Below are 17731 nucleotides of genomic sequence, written 5' to 3' on the forward strand. Positions count from 1 at the left end.
GTGAGCGAGCTCACTCCCACAGTCCCGGTTCTTCGTCCTAACCCGCCTGCAGCGGGATGAACATATAGCCCGCCGGGTCCCCGATCGTCAGTCTGGCACCCGCCAGTTGCAAGGTGTTGATCACCGGTTGCCCTTGCACATGGAAGGTCCAGCCGGTGTCAGTCTGATTCGGCTCAACACCGTCGACCACCTCCATCACAGCCGTGGCAAAAGCCTCCATGTCGGGGAGATAGGCGACGAAGCCATTGCCCTTTAGTGCGGTGGCGCGGATGCCCAAGCGCTGACATATCGCTTCCTTGGTAGCGATGTCCTCCCGGTCGGCCTGACGAGACTGCTCGATCAGGCTGCTCAGCTCCGTGTCTATCAGCCTGCCACCGACGATCATCTCCGGACCCTGTTCCCACGACTCGGGCGGACAGTCCTTGGCTTCCGGGCGCAACGGGATATGCGGGTTGATCTCCATCGGATAAATTCGGCACACCAGAGGCCGTCGCTCATAGATGCGGCAGCGCTTTTCCGCGTCAAGATTCCGGCAAGGGCCGACGTTATAAGCCGCAAAGGTAATGGCCACATGAGCCTGAGTCGAACCGCTCTGCACCAGAGTCGAACGGCGTGTGGCGTGAGTCAGCTGTTCAGCCGCAACGCCATAACCATCGGCCAGAAAAGCTTCGGTCAGGACGATCAATGAGCCGCCGTCCACCGCCCATTGCAGGGCTTCGCCTAGGGTCAGTGGCACATGATGGTCGGTGCAGCAGCTGCCGCAACCGACGCAGGAAAAGCGCGTATTCATTACGATTCAAGTCCGTCAAAGCGTACGCCAGGCGCAACAGGAGATACGGCTGCTGGCCTGACTGAGACAGGATCTGAAGCAAGGATTGCGCCAGTGGTTTGCGGCTATTATTTTGGCGCGCCCACTTGCTCGTTCCATTCGGTGACAGTGGCTTTTTTGCTGTGGCGGTTGAACAGGCACAGTTCGGCGCCAGGCTGATTCTTCATGTGTGGCTGAGGGTAACGACCCCTGAGCATCAGGGCTTCGTAGCCTACGCTGTCATCGAAGCCTGCTTTGCCGACTGCGCGGACTTCCTTGAGCTGGCTGGCCTTTATGCAGCTGTCGACGACGGCTTTATCCAGCGCCTGCCACGCATCGGTGGTGGAAGCATTGGCCTGGCTGGCGCCTGCCAACGCAAGCAGCAGGCCGGTGATTTTCAGGCGGGTAAGTTTCATTCCATTCTCCAAGAGCATCGTGTATGGCGGGAGTATGCCAGATCAGCGCTGTTCGATTTCCAGACGCTGGATGTAACGCATGCCAGCCTTTTCATACAGGCAGCGGGCGGAAAAGTTGTTTTCCATGACTTTCAGGTCGACCCAGGCTTCACCTCGCTGACGAAAGATTTCGAATGCCTGGCTGAGAAGATTAAGGCCGATGCCTTGGTGGCGGGCGCGTGGATGCACCACGAGGTCCTTGATGAACGCACTGGTCCAGCCTTGAACGAAGCCGACCATGCCTTGCTCGTCCCAGGCCGTGTAGCACAGTGCCGTGTTGTGCTCGGGGTCGGTTTGCAAGGCGGCCAGCCAGACTTTGAAGTCGGGGATGTCAGCGCGCTGGTCGTCATAAGCCAAGCTCGACAGCTGATGTGCTTCGCTGGCCATTTCAAGGCTGAACGCCTGAGGCCGTATATCACCCGTCCAGAAAATGGTCGGCGATGGCAAGTGTAAATCCCGGCGCATCAGCCAGCAGTGCCGATCAGAACCACCAACTCTGTCAGCGCCAGCCTGCACGGCTGGCGGATTGCCATTCACGATGCTTGAGCTTCAATGGTCTGAGCCGCAACGATCAGGCATTTGGTCAGCTCAGGTGATGAAAACTTGGTCAACACCGCGTCAGCCCCGGCCAGCTTGGCTTTTTCGCTGTTCATCGCGCTGTCCAGCGAGGTGTGGAGCAGGATGTACAGATGCTGAAAATCAGGGGTTTCGCGTAGTGTGCGGGTCAGCGCGTAGCCGTCCATTTCGGACATTTCGATGTCCGACACCAGCAGGTTGATCTGCGCAGGCGAGCCCTGGAGTTCGAGCAGAACATCGATGGCTTCCTTGGCGCTGCGTGCAGTGTGGCAGTCCAGGCCAAGGTTGCGCAGGGTTATCAGCGATTGATGCAACGCCACATGGCTGTCGTCGACTACCAGAATCCGTGTCTTGGACAGCACTTCGGCCTCTTCCATGGTCAGGACGTCAGAGGTGGGTTCGATTCTGGCTGGAGCGATGCCGTGAATGACCTTCTCGATGTCCAGCACCTGCACCAGCGTGCCATCGACCTGCGTAACGCCGGTGATAAAGGACTTGTTGCTGGAGCCGTAGGGCGGCGGACGAATGTCGGTGGTCAGGCAGTGCACGATCTTGCTCACGGCCTGCACGTGCAAACCTTGCTTGGAACGGCTGACATCAGTAACGATCAGGCAGCCGCCATCAGGGTCGGCCAGCGGACGCTCACCAATGGCACGACTCAGATCAATCACTGACAACGATGCACCGCGCAGCGTGGCGACGCCTTTGACGTGCGGATGAGATTCGGGCAGTCGTGTCAGAGCGGGGCAGGGGATGATTTCACTGACCTTGAGCAAGTTAATGGCCATCAACTTCCCGCTGCGCAGGGTGAACAGCAGCAGCGAAAGTGAATCTGCTCGGACGTTTTTGGTGGACATATGAACCTTCTGCAATGGTGTCGGCTGCGAAAAACAGTGAACAGCTTCCTATGAATGGGTTATCGGCCCGGCGCGGGTAGCCTTTAGATTTTTATCAGATTCCCGAGTGCTTCAACTGATCGTTGAGGCTCTCAAACGAGTGATTTTCTCTGTTGTCTTTATGACTTTATTTAGTCCTAATGACTCTTATTAGGTCGATGTCTTTTTGACTAAATGATTTTAAGTTGTTGTATTTGATAGAGATTGATAGTGGCACGATTCCTGATGATGCATGGATACATTCTAAAAAGGCAATGTGCCTGGAGTACATCATGTTGAGCGCCTCTGATCGTGCCATCGTCAAAGCCACTGTGCCCTTACTGGAAAGCGGCGGCGAAACACTGACCACTCATTTCTACAAAAAGATGCTTGAGGAGTATCCGCAGGTCCGGCCGCTGTTCAATCCGGCGCATCAGGCAAGCGGTTCTCAACCCCGCGCGCTGGCGAATGGTTTGCTGATGTATGCCCGGCATATCGATGAGCTTGAACAACTGGGCGATTTGTTGGCAAAAATCATCAACAAGCACGTCGCTCTGCAAATACTTCCCGAACATTACCCGATTGTAGGCAGTTGCCTGTTGAGCGCCATTTCCGAGGTGCTGGGTGATGAAATCGCCACTGCAGAGGTCTTGGAGGCGTGGGGCAATGCTTATCAGCAACTGGCCGATATTTTGATCGGTGCTGAGAGCCGGATCTATGACCAGAAGGCCCAGGCTCCGGGTGGCTGGCGCGGAGTGCGGGCGTTCAGACTGGCGGCCAAGGTTGCAGAAAGCGCCGAAATTACCTCGTTTTACTTGCAGCCGGCAGACGGTGGCCCGTTGCTGGATTTTGTCCCGGGTCAATACATCGGCCTGCAGCTGCAGATCAATGGTGTAGAGATGCGTCGTAACTATTCGCTATCGGCGGTCGCGGGCGGTGATCAGTACCGGATCAGCGTCAAGCGCGAGCCGCTGGGCAAGGCTTCGAACTACCTGCATGACGAGGTTCAGGTCGGTGACAGCCTGAACCTGTATCCGCCGTCGGGTGAGTTCGTCCTGGCGCCGAGTGACAAACCTCTGGTGTTGATCAGTGGGGGAGTGGGGATCACGCCGACACTGGCCATGCTCGAAGCCGCACTAGAGACTTCGCGCCCGATCCATTTCATACACTGCGCCCGCAATGGTGGCGTGCATGCGTTCCGCGACTGGGTGGATGATCTCGCCGCCCGTCATCCTCAGCTCAAGCGTTTTTACTGTTACGCCGAAGATGACGGTGTAAGTGCGGCAGGCGATGCCGTCGGGTTACTGGATCAGCTTCAGTTGGAGCAATGGCTGCCACAGGAGCGGGATCTGGATGCTTACTTCCTGGGTCCGAAAGGCTTCATGGCATCCATCAAGCGTCAGCTTCTGGTGGCGGGCGTTCCTGAGCAGCAAAGCAGGTACGAGTTCTTCGGCCCGGCGTCGGCGCTTGAATGATTTGTCGCCGATCTAAGGCCCTGTAGGAGCGCGCTTGCCCGCGATGGCGGTGGTTCAGTCGAAAAAAATGTCGTCTGAGCCACCGCCATCGCGGGCAAGCGCGCTCCTACAGGTCACTGCATTTCGTCAGGTATTGCTCGGACGGAGGTTACGATGGCGACGAATGCGGTTTGCCTGACGCCCGCGGTTCGCAGCCTTCGGCAGCTCTTAATCGTCCTGCGACAAACTGCCGCACTCTTCTATATATAGAAGGACTACCTGCGACAAAAAGCCGCACGCTTCTATATATAAGAAGCGTTGCGGCTTTTCTGTGTCAGAAACGGCTAGCTTCACCTGCGGTGGGAGTGACTCTTGCAGTGGCTGGCCAATGTCCTTTGCCTGACCTGAAGCAAGGTCTTCAACACCACCCGGCCGTCAAATGTATCCGTACAGCGGTTCGGAGCTTGAGTTGTCCGGCGTCGGCAATGATTATCGCAAGCGATCAGGCCGTCGAGCATTTACAATCCCGTGGATGTCCTAAGGGCGGTGGTCATGTGCCCAGGCAGGGATCGAACGGTCCGGATGGATACCCCTTCGAAAGGTAAGTCAATGAGCGACAACATGTTGTACCTAAAACGCGAAAAGCGCTTCCTGGTCTTGCTGGGCATCATTTGCCTGGCTTTGATCGGCGGCGCGCTGTACATGCAGATCGTCCTGGGCGAAGCCCCTTGCCCGCTGTGCATCCTGCAACGCTACGCATTACTGTTCATCGCGATTTTCGCTTTCATCGGCGCGGCGATGCCCGGCAGCCGAAGCACCACGGTGTGTGAAGCGCTGGTGATGCTGAGTGCAATTGGCGGGATCGTCGCGGCTGGCCGTCACGTTTACATTCTTTCGCATCCGACCGAGAGCTGTGGCATCGACATCCTGCAACCGATCGTCGACGGCCTGCCACTGGCCTCGATGTTCCCCATTGGATTTCAGGTCGGTGGTTTCTGCACGACCCCTTATCCGCCGGTCCTCGGATTGTCGCTGGCGCAATGGGCGCTGGTGGCCTTCGTTCTGACCGTCGTACTGGTGCCTGTGGGCATCATTCGCAACCGCCGCAAATACCGCGGACTAAAGGGTCTGTGAGCAAAAACGCCCCGGGTGAAACGGGGCGTTTTGTGTGAAAATTTCGTGAGCTGTTTCGCGATTTTTACAGGCGCTGATACAAACTGTTGCTAAAAAAAACATAGTCATTGAAAATTTACATATCTACAATCCCCGCACTTGCCGTCCCGGGTCAGCCCGCGACGAGCATTTTCGAGGTCATTTTTGCGCCCTTGCGCAGGTCGTGCAGGTATTGCCCGATCGATCTCTGAAAGCACCAGGAATGTCCGCACCAAAGGGAAATGGCCTGCATAACGCAGGTTTGTTGCCAGCATTCGAATAAGAAAATTAAAGATACAGACGGATTTGTCGTTACGCTTGCGTGCGTTGTGACAGGCTCCTGTTCAATCCAAAAAAACATGCCAACACGGGCAGGTTTCAGTGTTGGCGGTCGAAAACCAATTGCACCCGCAAGCTGCTTTTGCTTTTAGAGGTCGTGAGATGAGTAAAAAAAGGTACCCCAGGTTTTTTGGCTTCTTGGCCCTTTTCAGCATGCTTTTGCTCAGTGGTTGCGAGGGCGTGCCTCTGCTCGATCCTAAAGGGCAAGTGGGTCTTGACGAGCGTAACCTGATCATCACTGCCACGTTGTTGATGCTGATCGTGGTGATTCCGGTCATTTTCCTGACGATCATCTTCGCCTGGAAATATCGCGCTACGAACAAAGACGCCACCTACACGCCTGAATGGTCGCACTCAACCAAAATCGAAGCCGCCGTCTGGGGCATCCCGATGGTTCTGCTGCTGGTGCTGTTCTACATCACCTACAAATCAACGCACGCGCTGGACCCGTATCGTCCAATCGAATCCGACGTGGCGCCGATCACCATCGAAGTCGTTTCGCTGGACTGGAAATGGGTATTCATCTACCCGGAACAGGGCATTGCGACAGTCAACAAGATCGTGTTCCCGGCCAATACACCGGTCAATTTCAAGATTACCTCTGATTCGGTAATGAACTCGTTCTTCATTCCGGGTCTGGGCGGCCAGGTTTACGCCATGGCCGGCATGCTGACCAAGCTGCACTTGATCTCCAATGAAAACCACGAATACAACGGTATCTCCGCCAACTACAGCGGTGCGGGTTTCACCGGCATGAAGTTCAAGGCGACCGCAACATCACAGGCTGATTTCGACGCCTGGGTCGCTGAAGTCAAAGGTTCACCTAAAAAGCTTGGAACGTCTGAATACGCTGCTTTGCTCAAGCCGAGCGAGCGTAACCCGGTTGAGCTCTTCTCCTCGGTTACTCCGAACCTGTTCAATACCATCATCGACAAGTATGAAGGCATGAAACCAGGCAAGGTGAACCCTCACGAGCAGGAAGGTACTGCCCGCGAGTCGGACGCCAACATTGGTGAGAAAGTGATGGACATGGGCAAGGGTAAGCATTCAGCTGCTGGGGCAGAGGAGTAAACGATGTTTGGTAAATTAAGTCTGGACGCGATCCCGTATCACGAGCCGATAGTCATGATCACCCTGGCGATGATCGCCTTGGGTGGTATCGCGCTCGTTGCGGCAATCACCTACTTCAAGAAGTGGACCTACTTGTGGACCGAATGGCTAACGTCAGTCGATCACAAGAAAATCGGTGTGATGTACATCGTGGTTGCCATGATCATGCTGTTGCGCGGTTTTGCCGACGCCGTGATGATGCGTACCCAGCTGGCCTTGGCCCAGAATGGCGCAGAGGGCTACCTGCCTCCTGAACACTATGACCAGATCTTCACCGCTCACGGTGTGATCATGATCATCTTCATGGCGATGCCATTCTTCACCGGCCTGATGAACATCGTCGTGCCGCTGCAGATCGGTGCCCGTGACGTTGCCTTCCCGTTCCTGAACTCCCTGAGCTTCTGGCTCCTGGTGTCCGGCGTACTGCTGGTCAACCTGTCCCTGGGCGTCGGCGAGTTCGCCAAAACCGGTTGGGTTGCTTATCCGCCTCTGTCCGGTCTGGCCTACAGCCCTGGAGTGGGGGTCGACTACTACATCTGGGCGCTACAGCTATCGGGACTCGGGACGACACTCACGGGTGTCAACTTCCTGGTCACCGTACTGAAAATGCGTACGCCTGGCATGAAGTTGATGGAAATGCCGATCTTCACCTGGACCTGCACCTGGGCAAACGTTCTGATCGTGGCTTCGTTCCCGATCCTGACCGCTACCCTGGCAGCTCTGACGCTTGACCGTTACCTGGACTTCCACATTTTCACGAACGAATTGGGTGGTAACCCGATGATGTACGTGAACCTGTTCTGGGCATGGGGTCACCCTGAGGTTTACATCCTGGTACTGCCGGCATTCGGTGTGTTCTCCGAAGTCATCTCTACCTTTACCGGCAAGCGCCTGTTCGGCCACAAGTCGATGATCTACGCCAGCGGCGGGATCTGCGTACTGGGCTTCATGGTATGGCTGCACCACTTCTTCACCATGGGGTCGGGTGCCAGCGTCAACGCATTCTTCGGTCTGGCGACCATGCTGATTGCGCTACCGACGGGGGTGAAGCTATTCAACTGGCTGTTCACCATTTACCAGGGACGTCTGCGTTTCACCGCGCCGGTACTCTGGACCCTGGGCTTCATGATCACCTTCTCGATCGGCGGTATGACCGGCGTTCTGTTGGCGATCCCGGGTGCTGACTTCGTACTGCACAACAGCCTGTTCGTAATCGCTCACTTCCACAACGTCATCATCGGCGGTGCGGTATTCGGTTACATCGCTGGTTTCGCGTTCTGGTTCCCTAAAGCGTTCGGCTTCAAGCTTAACGAGAAGTGGGGCAAGTCGGCGTTCTACTGCTGGTTCTTCGGTTTCTTCATTGCTTTCATGCCGCTGTACTTCCTGGGCTTCCTGGGTATGACTCGCCGCCTGAATACCACTGATAACCCGGCCTGGAACCTGTACCTGGACATCGCCTGGTGGGGCGCAATGCTGATCGCTGTGGGTATCGCCTGCCAGCTGATCCAGATCTTCGTCAGCATCCGTGACCGTAACAAGCCAGAGAACCTGGACCTGACTGGTGACCCGTGGAATGGCCACACGCTGGAATGGTCGACTTCTTCGCCGCCACCGTTCTACAACTTCGCCGAGCTGCCGAAAGCAACCGACCTGGATGCCTTCACCGAAGCCAAGCGTAATGGCACTGCTTACAGCGTACCGGCTCACTATTCGGCGATTCACATGCCGAACAACACTGCGACCGGCTTGTACATGGGTCTGCTGTTGACGGTGTTCGGTTTCGCCATGATCTGGCACATCTGGTGGTTGGCTATCGCCAGCCTGGCAGCGACCGTAATTACGTTCGTCTTCCACGCCGCCCGTGACGATCAGGGTTACATGGTGCCCGCTGAAGAAGTGGCGCGTATCGAAGGTGAGCAGCACAAGGTCCTCGTGGCTCAGGGTGCATACACTCCTGTCAAATCCACACTGGAACAGGTTTAAACATGTCGAACTTAGTATTGAATCCAGGAGATGCCCACGGTCACGACGACCACGGGCATGATCACCACGACGCGGGGCCAATGACCGTTTACGGTTTCTGGCTCTATCTGATGACCGACTGCGTGTTGTTCGCATCCTTCTTCGCGATTTACGCGGTGCTGGCGGGCAACGTTGCCGGCGGCCCTTCGGGGCACGACATCTTCGAACTGCCATTCGTGGCTGTTGAAACCGCGTTCCTGCTGTTCAGTAGTATCACCTACGGCTTCGCCATGCTGTCGGTCTACAAGGGCAAGCAGAATCATGTGCTGGGCTGGTTGGCCCTCACGTTCCTGTTCGGCGCCGGCTTCATCGCGATGGAAATCTACGAATTCCATCACCTGATCGTCGAGGGTTATGGCCCTAGCCGCAGCGGCTTCCTGTCCGGCTTCTTCGCACTGGTAGGCCTGCACGGTCTGCACGTGACCAGCGGTCTGATCTGGATGGCGATCATGATGTATCAGGTCAAGACACGTGGCCTGACGTCGACCAACACCACTCGTCTGAGCTGCCTGAGCCTGTTCTGGCACTTCCTGGACGTGGTATGGATCTGCGTCTTCACCGTTGTTTATCTGATGGGGACTTTGTAAATGGCAAACGCACACGCGCATATCTCTGCTGAAGAACACGAAAGTCACGGCAGCGTAAGGGACTACGTCATTGGTTTCGTCCTGTCGTTGATCCTGACCGCCATCCCGTTCGGCGTGGTGATGTATCCGGTGATGTCCAAGTCGGCCACCCTGATTACCATCCTGCTGTTCGCTGTGGTACAGGTTCTGGTTCACCTGCGGTACTTCCTGCACCTGGATCGTTCGGAATCGCAACGTAACAACGTGTTCGCGTTTGCGTTCACGGCGTTGGTTATTGTTCTGTTGGTCGGCCTCTCGTTGTGGATCATGTTCAGTATCCACACCGTCATGATGGCTAAATGAGGTACGCCTGATGTCCCTTAAGCACTTTATCCAAATCACCAAGCCGGGGATCATTTTCGGTAACGTGCTTTCGGTGGCAGGTGGCTTTTTTCTGGCCTCCAAAGGGCAAATTGACTTCGGCATGTTCCTGGCCGCAGTCATAGGCACCTCCCTGGTCGTTGCATCCGGTTGTGTATTCAACAACTGCATCGACCGGGATATTGACCAGAAGATGGAGCGCACCAAGAATCGTGTGTTGGTACAGGGCCTGGTTTCGTTGAAACTGGCCTTGCTCTACGCGACGGTTCTGGGTGTTGCCGGGGTTGGTTTGCTTTACACCAAAACCAACCCGCTGGCAGCGTTGCTCGCAGTGATCGGCTTCGTGATCTACGTCGGCTTCTACAGCCTGTATTTCAAGCGCAAGTCGGTACACGGCACCTTGATTGGCAGTCTCTCGGGGGCCATGCCTCCGGTGATTGGCTATTGCGCCGTCAGCAACAGCTTCGACTTCGCGGCACTGACGTTACTGGTGATGTTCAGCCTGTGGCAGATGCCTCATTCGTACGCTATTGCGATCTTCCGCTTCAATGACTACCTGGCTGCCAAGATTCCGGTTCTGCCGGTTGAGCGCGGCATCCGGGTCGCCAAGCGTCATATCCTGCTCTACATCCTGGCGTTTCTTGTAGCCACCCTGATGTTGACCTTCGGCGGTTATGCCGGTCTCAACTATCTGGCGGTTGCAGCGGCAATGGGCATGTACTGGCTGTGGATGGCCTGGAAAGGTTACAAGGCAGTGGATGACACTGTCTGGGCTCGCAAGCTGTTCGTTTTCTCCATCTTCACCATCAGCGCCCTGAGCGTGATGATGTCGGTGGACTTTCAGGTGACCAAAGAGCTGTTGGTGACATACGCCTTCTGATTGCGGTCAGCCTGAAACATAAAACCCCGTTGCTCGTATGAGTCGCGGGGTTTTTTTATGCCTGTGGCAATGATGGTCTCGTCATTGCCGCGCTATATGGTGCTGGCTCTGCGCGCAGCTTCCCTCTAAGCTGCGCCAGCATTATTGAAGATGGAGGGCGTACAGATGCGAATTCTTCTTGTCGAAGACAACCGGGACATCCTGGCCAACCTTGCCGACTACCTGGGCATGAAAGGCTACACCGTCGATTGCGCACAGGATGGCCTTTCCGGATTGCATCTGGCGGCGACCGAACATTACGACCTGATCGTGCTGGACATCATGCTGCCCGGCATCGACGGTTACACGCTTTGCAAAAGGCTGCGCGAAGACGCCCGTCGTGACACGCCTGTCATCATGCTGACTGCCAGGGATCAGCTCGATGATCGTTTGCAGGGCTTTCGATCCGGCGCTGATGATTACCTGCTCAAGCCCTTCGCGCTGTCCGAGCTCGCGGCCCGCATCGAGGCGGTACTGCGTCGCGCTCAGGGCGGCGGACGAAGGACCTTGCAAGTGGCTGATCTGATCTACGACCTGGATACGCTGGAAGTCACTCGCGAGGGACGGCTGCTCAAACTCAACCCGGTGGGTCTCAAGTTGCTGGCGGTGCTGATGCAGAAAAGCCCGCATGTATTGCGCCGGGAAATCCTCGAGGAAGCACTCTGGGGCGACGATTGCCCTGACAGCGACAGCCTGCGCAGCCACGTGCATCAGCTTCGGCAGGTGATCGACAAGCCATTTGGCAAACCCCTGCTGCAAACCGTTCATGGTGTCGGTTATCGCTTGGCCGAGGGCCGGGATGGAGTTTAAGCAAAGCCTTGCCCAACGAATCATCATCGCTTTTGCGTTGATGAGCGCGCTGGTTGCAGGATCTTTCGCCATGGGCATTGTGGCCACTGTCCATCTTGTGGAGGAAAAGCTCATTTCCGCGGGGCTGGGCGGTGATCTCAATCGTCTGCTTTTGATGGATAACGTCTCAGACTGGAGTCACCGTCCGGAACCGGATCAGTTGTTCTATTTCAGTGGCGGTCCCGGTGATTTCGATCTGCCCAAGGATCTGAAGCACCTCGAAGCTGGCTTCCATGAGGTCTTCCGCGGCCCATTGTCGTATCACGCCATGGTCGAGGTGGTAGACGGTCGGCGTTACGTCTTATTGCAGGATCAGAGCGATTTCGAAGAGCGCGAGCGCGTGCTGTTTGCGGTGGTACTGGTCGGATTTGTTCTGGCCCTGGGACTGGCTGTCTTTCTGGGCTGGGTCCTGGCCCGCCGAGTCATGGCACCGGTGGTACGTCTGGCCCGACAGGTCCGCCATCGTGACCAACTTCTGGGTCTGGCACCGCCACTGGCGCCGGACTATGCCGCTGACGAAGTCGGCGAGCTGGCCGTTGCGTTCGACGCCACCCTGGGGCGACTGCGTCAGGCATTGACCCGCGAACGCATGTTCACCAGCGATGTAAGCCATGAACTGCGTACCCCGTTGATGGTGCTCGCGAGTTCCTGCGAACTATTGCTGGATAACCCCGCGCTGGAAAGCCGTGCGCGCTCGCAGGTGGAGCGTATTGCCCGCGCGTGTGAAGAGATGCGGGATCTGGTGCAAACCTTTCTCATGCTGGCACGCACGCAGCGTGAAGACGCCACCATGACCCCCAGGGTGACCCTGCAAACCGTGGCTGATGAGTTGATTGCGCTGTGGCGTGGTCCTATCGAGAGCAAAGGGTTGCAACTGACGGTGCGCTCGGTGATGTCGGACCATTCGTCTGGAATCACCTACAACGCAACGTTTCTCCATGCGGTGATGGGCAATTTGCTGCGCAATGCGCTGCATTACACCGATGACGGCTTCATAACGCTGACGTTACAGAGCGACGGCTTTCTTGTGGAGGACAGCGGTGTCGGCATTCCGGAAGAAAAACGCGAAGCGATGTTTGAGCCATTCGTGCGCGGCAACGAGCAGCGGGGCGAAGGTCTCGGTTTAGGGCTCTCGCTGGTTCAGCGCATTTGCGAGAATCAGGGCTGGACTGTGAACCTGAGCCCCATGGAGCCCCATGGTTGCCGTTTCAGCGTAAAGCTCAAGGCTGCCTAAGCCGTTCCGAGATGTTAAATCGTCCTGACAGCCCTGTTTCAGGTGTGAGATAAAAACCGTCACTTCAATGGTTTTAATTCTTCTTCGCTCATAACTCCTTGAATGATCTAGAAACAGTTAGCGTAGACCGCAACATTTTTTTCACATAAGCATGACCTGACGATGACGGTGCGCTGACTACCTTGGCCTTCATCGGAATCAGGAGATGCGACATGAGCAAGCGAATCGAACTCGAGTTTTCACGCAAGTATGACCGGGACCATGCCCAACAATATTTGCAGAAGCATCAGGACAATCCCGCTCGACGCTTGTCACATTGGCGCGATGAGCAGTTGGCACGCAAAGCTTTGCATATGGCAGGTGATCCTGGACTGGTGCTGGATCTGCCTTGCGGTGCGGGTCGGTTTTGGCCGTTGTTGGGTGAAAAACCCAACCGGGTGATCATCGGTGCGGATAATTCGGCCGATATGCTCAAAACCGCGTGCGCTGCTCAGCCGGCAGAAATCGTGAAACGGGTACGACCCTTGCAAACGTCTGCGTTTGATATTGATCTGCCAGACAACGCCGTCGACAGCATCTTCTGTATGCGTCTGATGCATCACGTCGGGCAATCAGAGCATCGACTGGCTCTATTGCGAGAGTTTCAGCGAGTGACGCGTGACAGCGTCATCGTTTCGCTTTGGGTGGATGGCAATTTCAAGGCATGGAAACGCAAGCGTCTTGATCGCAAGCGCCATGCTGAAAATGGGCAGGACAGTTACCAGAATCGTTTCGTGTTACCGGCAGCAACAGTTGAGGCCGAATTTGAACAGGCGGGTTTTCGTATTCAGGAGCGCCTGGATTTTCTGCCGTTTTACGCCATGTGGCGTGTATATCTTTTGCGTAAGAGGTAAGAGGAATGGGCGTGCAGGCAGTCATCAAGCCCACGGTGCCGGAAGGTAAAGGTTTTGATTTTTTTTGGGAACAGCGCGGCGAATGGGTGGAAGAACCCAATCAGCGCCGGGGCGGGGAGAGTGGTGTTCAGCGAGTGATCACGGAAGGTGGTCAGCTGATTTACATCAAGCGTCAGGTGGGACATATCTACCGTAGTTGGTTACATCCGTTGGGTCGCCCAACCGTGTTGCGGGAACGTGACGCGCTGGTTGGTCTGAGCGGACTCGGTGTAGGTGTGCCCGAAATGATCTTTTGCGGTGCGCAGCGAGATGAGCGTAATGAATGGCGCGCGCTGTTGGTCACCAAAGCACTGGATGGTTTTCAGGAGCTTGAAAACTGGTACGCAGCAGGCGGGCGCGAGCACCACGGTGAAGCGCTGCATGAGCAATTGCTCCAGGAACTGGCGACCCATCTGGCTCGGATGCACTTGGGGCGTTGGCAGCACAGCTGTCTGTATATCAAGCATGTGTTTGTGCGGGTCGTGGGCGAGGGCAGCGATGCAAAAGCTGAAATCGCACTGCTGGACCTTGAGAAATGCCGCCGTCGGTTCACTGCCTCCGCAGCTGCTGGTCATGACATGAAGCAACTGCGTCGCCACTCGTCGTTCAAGCCAGCGGATTGGCAGAAGTTGGTCTACTTTTACGAGACGGCGTTTGGCAGCGCTATCAAGGGTTTAGACTAATGAAACTAGAATTTGCACGAGGTTTGTTCGTTCTCGGCGCACTCGCTGTCGCATCAGTGGCGATGGCCGCTTGGGAAGAGCCCGGAACGAAGGTATTGAGCGCCCCGCACGGTGAGGGGCATTGTCCTCTGCCACGGGTGGCCAGGATTCATGACTCGGCACAGCCAAGTCAGGATCTGCTGCTGTTGATGTTTGGTTTGGCTCAAGGGACGACCGGTCAACGATGACCGATCCCACGCGGTATCACCGACTCAGAGGCCCCGTTTTCGGGGCCTTGTTGCATCAGGGTAAATTGCATCGGGCCCAGGGCCTCAACGAGGGGGGCGAGCTACAAAGGGGTCAGCGCTGCGTTTCTTGTCCGGTGCGGCGAGCAACGTATAGACACAAGGCAACACGAACAGGGTGAACAGCGTCCCCACCGACATGCCGGTGGCGATCACCATGCCGATATCGAAACGGCTCACCGCTCCCGCGCCGGTCGCCAGGATCAGCGGCACCATGCCAAATACCATGGCTGCGGTGGTCATTAATACCGGGCGCAATCGAATCGCCGCCGCTTCTTCCACCGCCTCCCGGGCTGACAGCCCTCTATCGCGCCGCAGCTGATTGGCGAACTCAACGATCAGGATGCCATGTTTGCTGATCAGGCCGATCAAGGTAACCAAACCGACCTGGGTGTAGATGTTCATACTCGAAAAGCCGAGGAACAACGGGATCAGCGCGCCGCAAATCGACAGCGGAACAGTGACCAGAATGACCAGTGGATCGCGGAAGCTTTCGAACTGTGCCGCCAGCACCAGGAAGATGATCGCCAGCGCCAGGGCGAACGTTACCCACAGGGCGCTGCCTTCCTGCACGTATTGCCGGGAAGCACCTGCGTAGTCATAGGCGTATCCGGCAGGTGCTTCTTCACTGGCAATCGTCCGGATGGTGTCGATCGCCTCACCCATGCTGACGATAGGGAAGCCTTGAATGATCGCCGAGTTCAGCTGCTGGAACTGGTTCAGTTGGCGCGGCCGCGCTCGGTCGGTGACTTTGATCAGCGTCGACAATGCCAGCAACTGACCGTCGCTGCTTCTCACGTAGTAGTTGTTCAACCAACCGGGGTTGTCCCGATACGGCCGTTCCACCTGAGCAATGACCTTGTAGCTGCGGCCTTCGATGGTGAACCGGTTTATTTCCGCCTCGCCCAGCAGCGTCGCCAGTGTCCCGCCCAGGTCCTGCATGGAAACACCCATCTGCGCCGCTTTGGCTCGATCAATCTCCACCACCACTTCAGGCTTGTCGAACGCCAGGTCGATGTCCAGAAACGCGAACTTCCCAGACTCCGCGGCACGGGCCTTGATGCGTTCTACGACCTGTAACAGTGAGGCGTAGTCATTGGCCGTATTGACCACGAACTGGAAGGGCAGGCCTTCGCCAGTACCGGGCAGCGATGGCAGGTTGAAACCGAAAATCTGCAAGCCGCTGATGCCAGCCAGTTTTGCCTGAACCTCGGGAAGAATCGCCATTTGCGTACGGCTGCGTTCATCCCAGGGTTTCAGCAGGAAGCCGCCAATACCCGTCTGGACCCCGTTGAAGCCGTTGATCTGGAACGAGGAGTAGTACTCGGGAAACTCCTTGAAGATCTCGATGAACTCACTGGTGTAACGGTTGATGTAATTCAGGTTGGTGGGCTGTGGCGACGTCGCGATCATGAAAATGATGCCCTGATCCTCATCCGGGGCCAGCTCCGATTTGGTGAACTTGAGCAATACCGGGATCAGACATAACACGATCAGCGCAAAAACCAGCACGACCGGGCGAGTATCCAGCGTGCCATGCAGCATGCTCCGGTAACGCCGCTTGAGACGTTCGAATAGCTGGTCAAGTTTATGTGCCAGCCCGCTGGGGTTTTCGTCATGCCGCAAAAGCAGGGCGCACATCATGGGCGACAGCGTCAGGGCGACGATGCCGGAGATCACCACGGCTCCGGCCAGGGTCAGGGCGAACTCTTTGAATAGCGCGCCGGTCAGGCCTTGCAGAAAGCCGATGGGCGCATAGACCGCCGCAAGGGTAATGGTCATCGAGACCACGGGCATGGCGATCTCGCGAGCGCCTTCGATGGCAGCGTCGAAGGGTGATTCGCCTTGTTCGATATGCCGATGGATGTTTTCCACAACAACGATGGCATCGTCCACCACCAGACCGATCGCCAGGACCATGGCGAGCAACGTCAGCAGGTTGATGGAGTAGCCCATCAGTTGCATGAAGAACAGTACGCCGACCATGGACAGCGGAATGGTGATGACCGGAATCAGGACCGAGCGCAACGCCCCGAGGAACAGGAACACCACGACAATCACGATCAACACCGCTTCGATCAGGGTCTTCACCACTTCGTTGATCGAGGCCTGAATGAACAACGTGGCATCGTAGGCAATGGAGACTTTCAGGCCTGGCGGTAGCTGGCTTTCAAGCTCCGGCATGATGCGTCGGACTTCCTTGATGACATCCAGCGGGTTGGAACTGGGGGTGCCCTTGATGCCGATATAAACCGACGGGATGCCATCGAAAGAGCTGACGGTGTCGTAGTTTTCCGCGCCCATTTCGACCCTGGCCACATCGCTGAGCAACACGCGCCTGTCACCTGAAGTCTTCAGAGGAATCGCGCCGAATGCCTCGGCAGACTTAAGATCAGTGGTGGCGTTGATGGAGGTGACGACGTACTCGCCTTTTACCTCACCGGCGGCGGCCAGAAAGTTGTAGCGGCGCACGGCGTCGGTCACGTCAGCGGCGGTCAGGCCAAAGCCTGCCAGACGAATCGGGTCGAGCCACAGGCGCATGGCGAACACTTGATTACCGAGGATCTGCGCCTCCGCCATGCCGGGAAGGGTCGCCAGCTTTGGCTGAATGACCCGGGACAGATAATCGGTGATCTGTGGGTTGCTCAGTTCGGAGCTGTAGAAACTGATGTACATCAGCGCCGACGCATCAGCCGCTTCCTTGCTCAGCACCGGATCTTCGGCATCCTGAGGCAGTTTGTTCTTCACCTCGTTGGCCTTGGCCAGCAGCTCGGTGAAAAGCCGGTCGCTGTCAGAGCCGATCCGCGCATAGATGGAGATCACCGAAAAATTCTGCCGACTGACCGACGTCATGTAGTCGATGCCCTCGGCACTGGCCAGGCTTTGTTGCAAGGGTTGCGTAATGTAGCCCTGAATGGTCTCGGCGTTGGCACCCGGGTAGGCCGTGGTGACCGTGATCAGAGCATTTTCCATCTGTGGGTACTGGCGGATGGTCAGCTTGCTGAAGGCCTGGAAACCCAGCAGCACAATCAGCAGGCTGATCACCGTGGCGAGCACCGGGCGACGAATGAACGGGTCTGTAAAAGCCATGA

General features: G+C 56.6%; 17 protein-coding genes. 12 read left to right on the forward strand and 5 right to left on the reverse strand.

All coding sequences use genetic code 11. The features are described from left to right. Positions 1-37: 37 nt before the first annotated feature. The 4 genes from IV01_RS08850 to IV01_RS08835 all read right to left on the reverse strand — a co-directional run bounded on the left by IV01_RS08850 (position 38) and on the right by IV01_RS08835 (position 2696). The gene (locus IV01_RS08850; RefSeq protein ID WP_032629835.1) at positions 38-790 is read right to left on the reverse strand and encodes a YkgJ family cysteine cluster protein; all 753 of its coding nucleotides are present in this window, start codon (positions 788-790) and stop codon (positions 38-40) included. 107 nt (positions 791-897) lie between these two features. Next, entirely contained in the window at positions 898-1224 is a 327-nt protein-coding gene (locus tag IV01_RS08845) for a hypothetical protein (RefSeq protein ID WP_050507756.1), read from the reverse strand. A gap of 42 nt (positions 1225-1266) precedes the next feature. Then, the gene (locus tag IV01_RS08840) at positions 1267-1710 is read right to left on the reverse strand and encodes a GNAT family N-acetyltransferase (protein ID WP_229636135.1); all 444 of its coding nucleotides are present in this window, start codon (positions 1708-1710) and stop codon (positions 1267-1269) included. 86 nt (positions 1711-1796) lie between these two features. Further along, on the reverse strand, positions 1797-2696 hold the full coding sequence (locus IV01_RS08835; protein ID WP_032629836.1) for a chemotaxis protein: 900 nt from the start codon (positions 2694-2696) through the stop codon (positions 1797-1799). 311 nt (positions 2697-3007) lie between these two features. Here IV01_RS08835 and hmpA point away from each other — a divergent pair, with 311 nt between their 5' ends. From hmpA to IV01_RS27110, 12 genes are all read left to right on the forward strand, one after another. Further along, complete coding sequence (hmpA, locus tag IV01_RS08830) at positions 3008-4189, forward strand: NO-inducible flavohemoprotein (RefSeq protein ID WP_032629837.1); 1182 nt, start codon at positions 3008-3010, stop codon at positions 4187-4189. Positions 4190-4777: 588 nt separating this feature from the next. Further along, complete coding sequence (locus IV01_RS08825) at positions 4778-5302, forward strand: disulfide bond formation protein B (RefSeq protein WP_032629838.1); 525 nt, start codon at positions 4778-4780, stop codon at positions 5300-5302. A gap of 459 nt (positions 5303-5761) precedes the next feature. Beyond that, the gene (gene cyoA, locus IV01_RS08820) at positions 5762-6730 is read left to right on the forward strand and encodes a ubiquinol oxidase subunit II (protein ID WP_032629839.1); all 969 of its coding nucleotides are present in this window, start codon (positions 5762-5764) and stop codon (positions 6728-6730) included. Between the two features lie 3 nt (positions 6731-6733). Continuing rightward, entirely contained in the window at positions 6734-8752 is a 2019-nt protein-coding gene (cyoB, locus tag IV01_RS08815) for a cytochrome o ubiquinol oxidase subunit I (protein ID WP_032629840.1), read from the forward strand. 2 nt (positions 8753-8754) lie between these two features. Further along, positions 8755-9378, forward strand: a complete 624-nt coding sequence (locus IV01_RS08810) for a cytochrome o ubiquinol oxidase subunit III (RefSeq protein ID WP_032629841.1) — start codon at positions 8755-8757, stop codon at positions 9376-9378. Continuing rightward, a complete protein-coding gene (cyoD, locus tag IV01_RS08805) occupies positions 9379-9720 on the forward strand; it encodes a cytochrome o ubiquinol oxidase subunit IV (RefSeq protein ID WP_032629842.1) in 342 nt (113 codons plus the stop codon). A gap of 10 nt (positions 9721-9730) precedes the next feature. Next, positions 9731-10618 (forward strand): heme o synthase, encoded by an 888-nt coding sequence (cyoE, locus tag IV01_RS08800; RefSeq protein ID WP_032629843.1) that lies wholly within the window; start codon positions 9731-9733, stop codon positions 10616-10618. A 165-nt stretch (positions 10619-10783) separates the two neighbouring features. After that, on the forward strand, positions 10784-11467 hold the full coding sequence (gene colR, locus IV01_RS08795; protein WP_032629844.1) for a two-component system response regulator ColR: 684 nt from the start codon (positions 10784-10786) through the stop codon (positions 11465-11467). Further along, positions 11457-12740, forward strand: coding sequence for a sensor histidine kinase (locus IV01_RS08790; RefSeq protein ID WP_032629845.1), 1284 nt, complete (start codon positions 11457-11459; stop codon positions 12738-12740). Before colR ends, IV01_RS08790 begins: the two co-directional genes overlap by 11 nt. Before the next feature lie 212 nt (positions 12741-12952). Next, a complete protein-coding gene (locus tag IV01_RS08785) occupies positions 12953-13633 on the forward strand; it encodes a class I SAM-dependent methyltransferase (protein WP_032629846.1) in 681 nt (226 codons plus the stop codon). A 5-nt stretch (positions 13634-13638) separates the two neighbouring features. Beyond that, positions 13639-14355, forward strand: coding sequence for a lipopolysaccharide kinase InaA family protein (locus IV01_RS08780; protein ID WP_032629847.1), 717 nt, complete (start codon positions 13639-13641; stop codon positions 14353-14355). Beyond that, positions 14355-14582: a hypothetical protein gene (locus IV01_RS27110; RefSeq protein WP_032629848.1), complete on the forward strand. Its 228-nt coding sequence runs from the start codon at positions 14355-14357 to the stop codon at positions 14580-14582. The genes IV01_RS08780 and IV01_RS27110 overlap by 1 nt, the downstream gene beginning before the upstream one ends. 84 nt (positions 14583-14666) lie before the next feature. Here IV01_RS27110 and IV01_RS08770 read toward each other — a convergent pair whose 3' ends face one another. Then, complete coding sequence (locus IV01_RS08770; protein ID WP_032629850.1) at positions 14667-17729, reverse strand: multidrug efflux RND transporter permease subunit; 3063 nt, start codon at positions 17727-17729, stop codon at positions 14667-14669. Positions 17730-17731 lie beyond the last annotated feature (2 nt).

Source organism: Pseudomonas syringae, assembly GCF_000737245.1.
Classification (GTDB): Bacteria; Pseudomonadota; Gammaproteobacteria; order Pseudomonadales; family Pseudomonadaceae; genus Aquipseudomonas; species Aquipseudomonas syringae_J.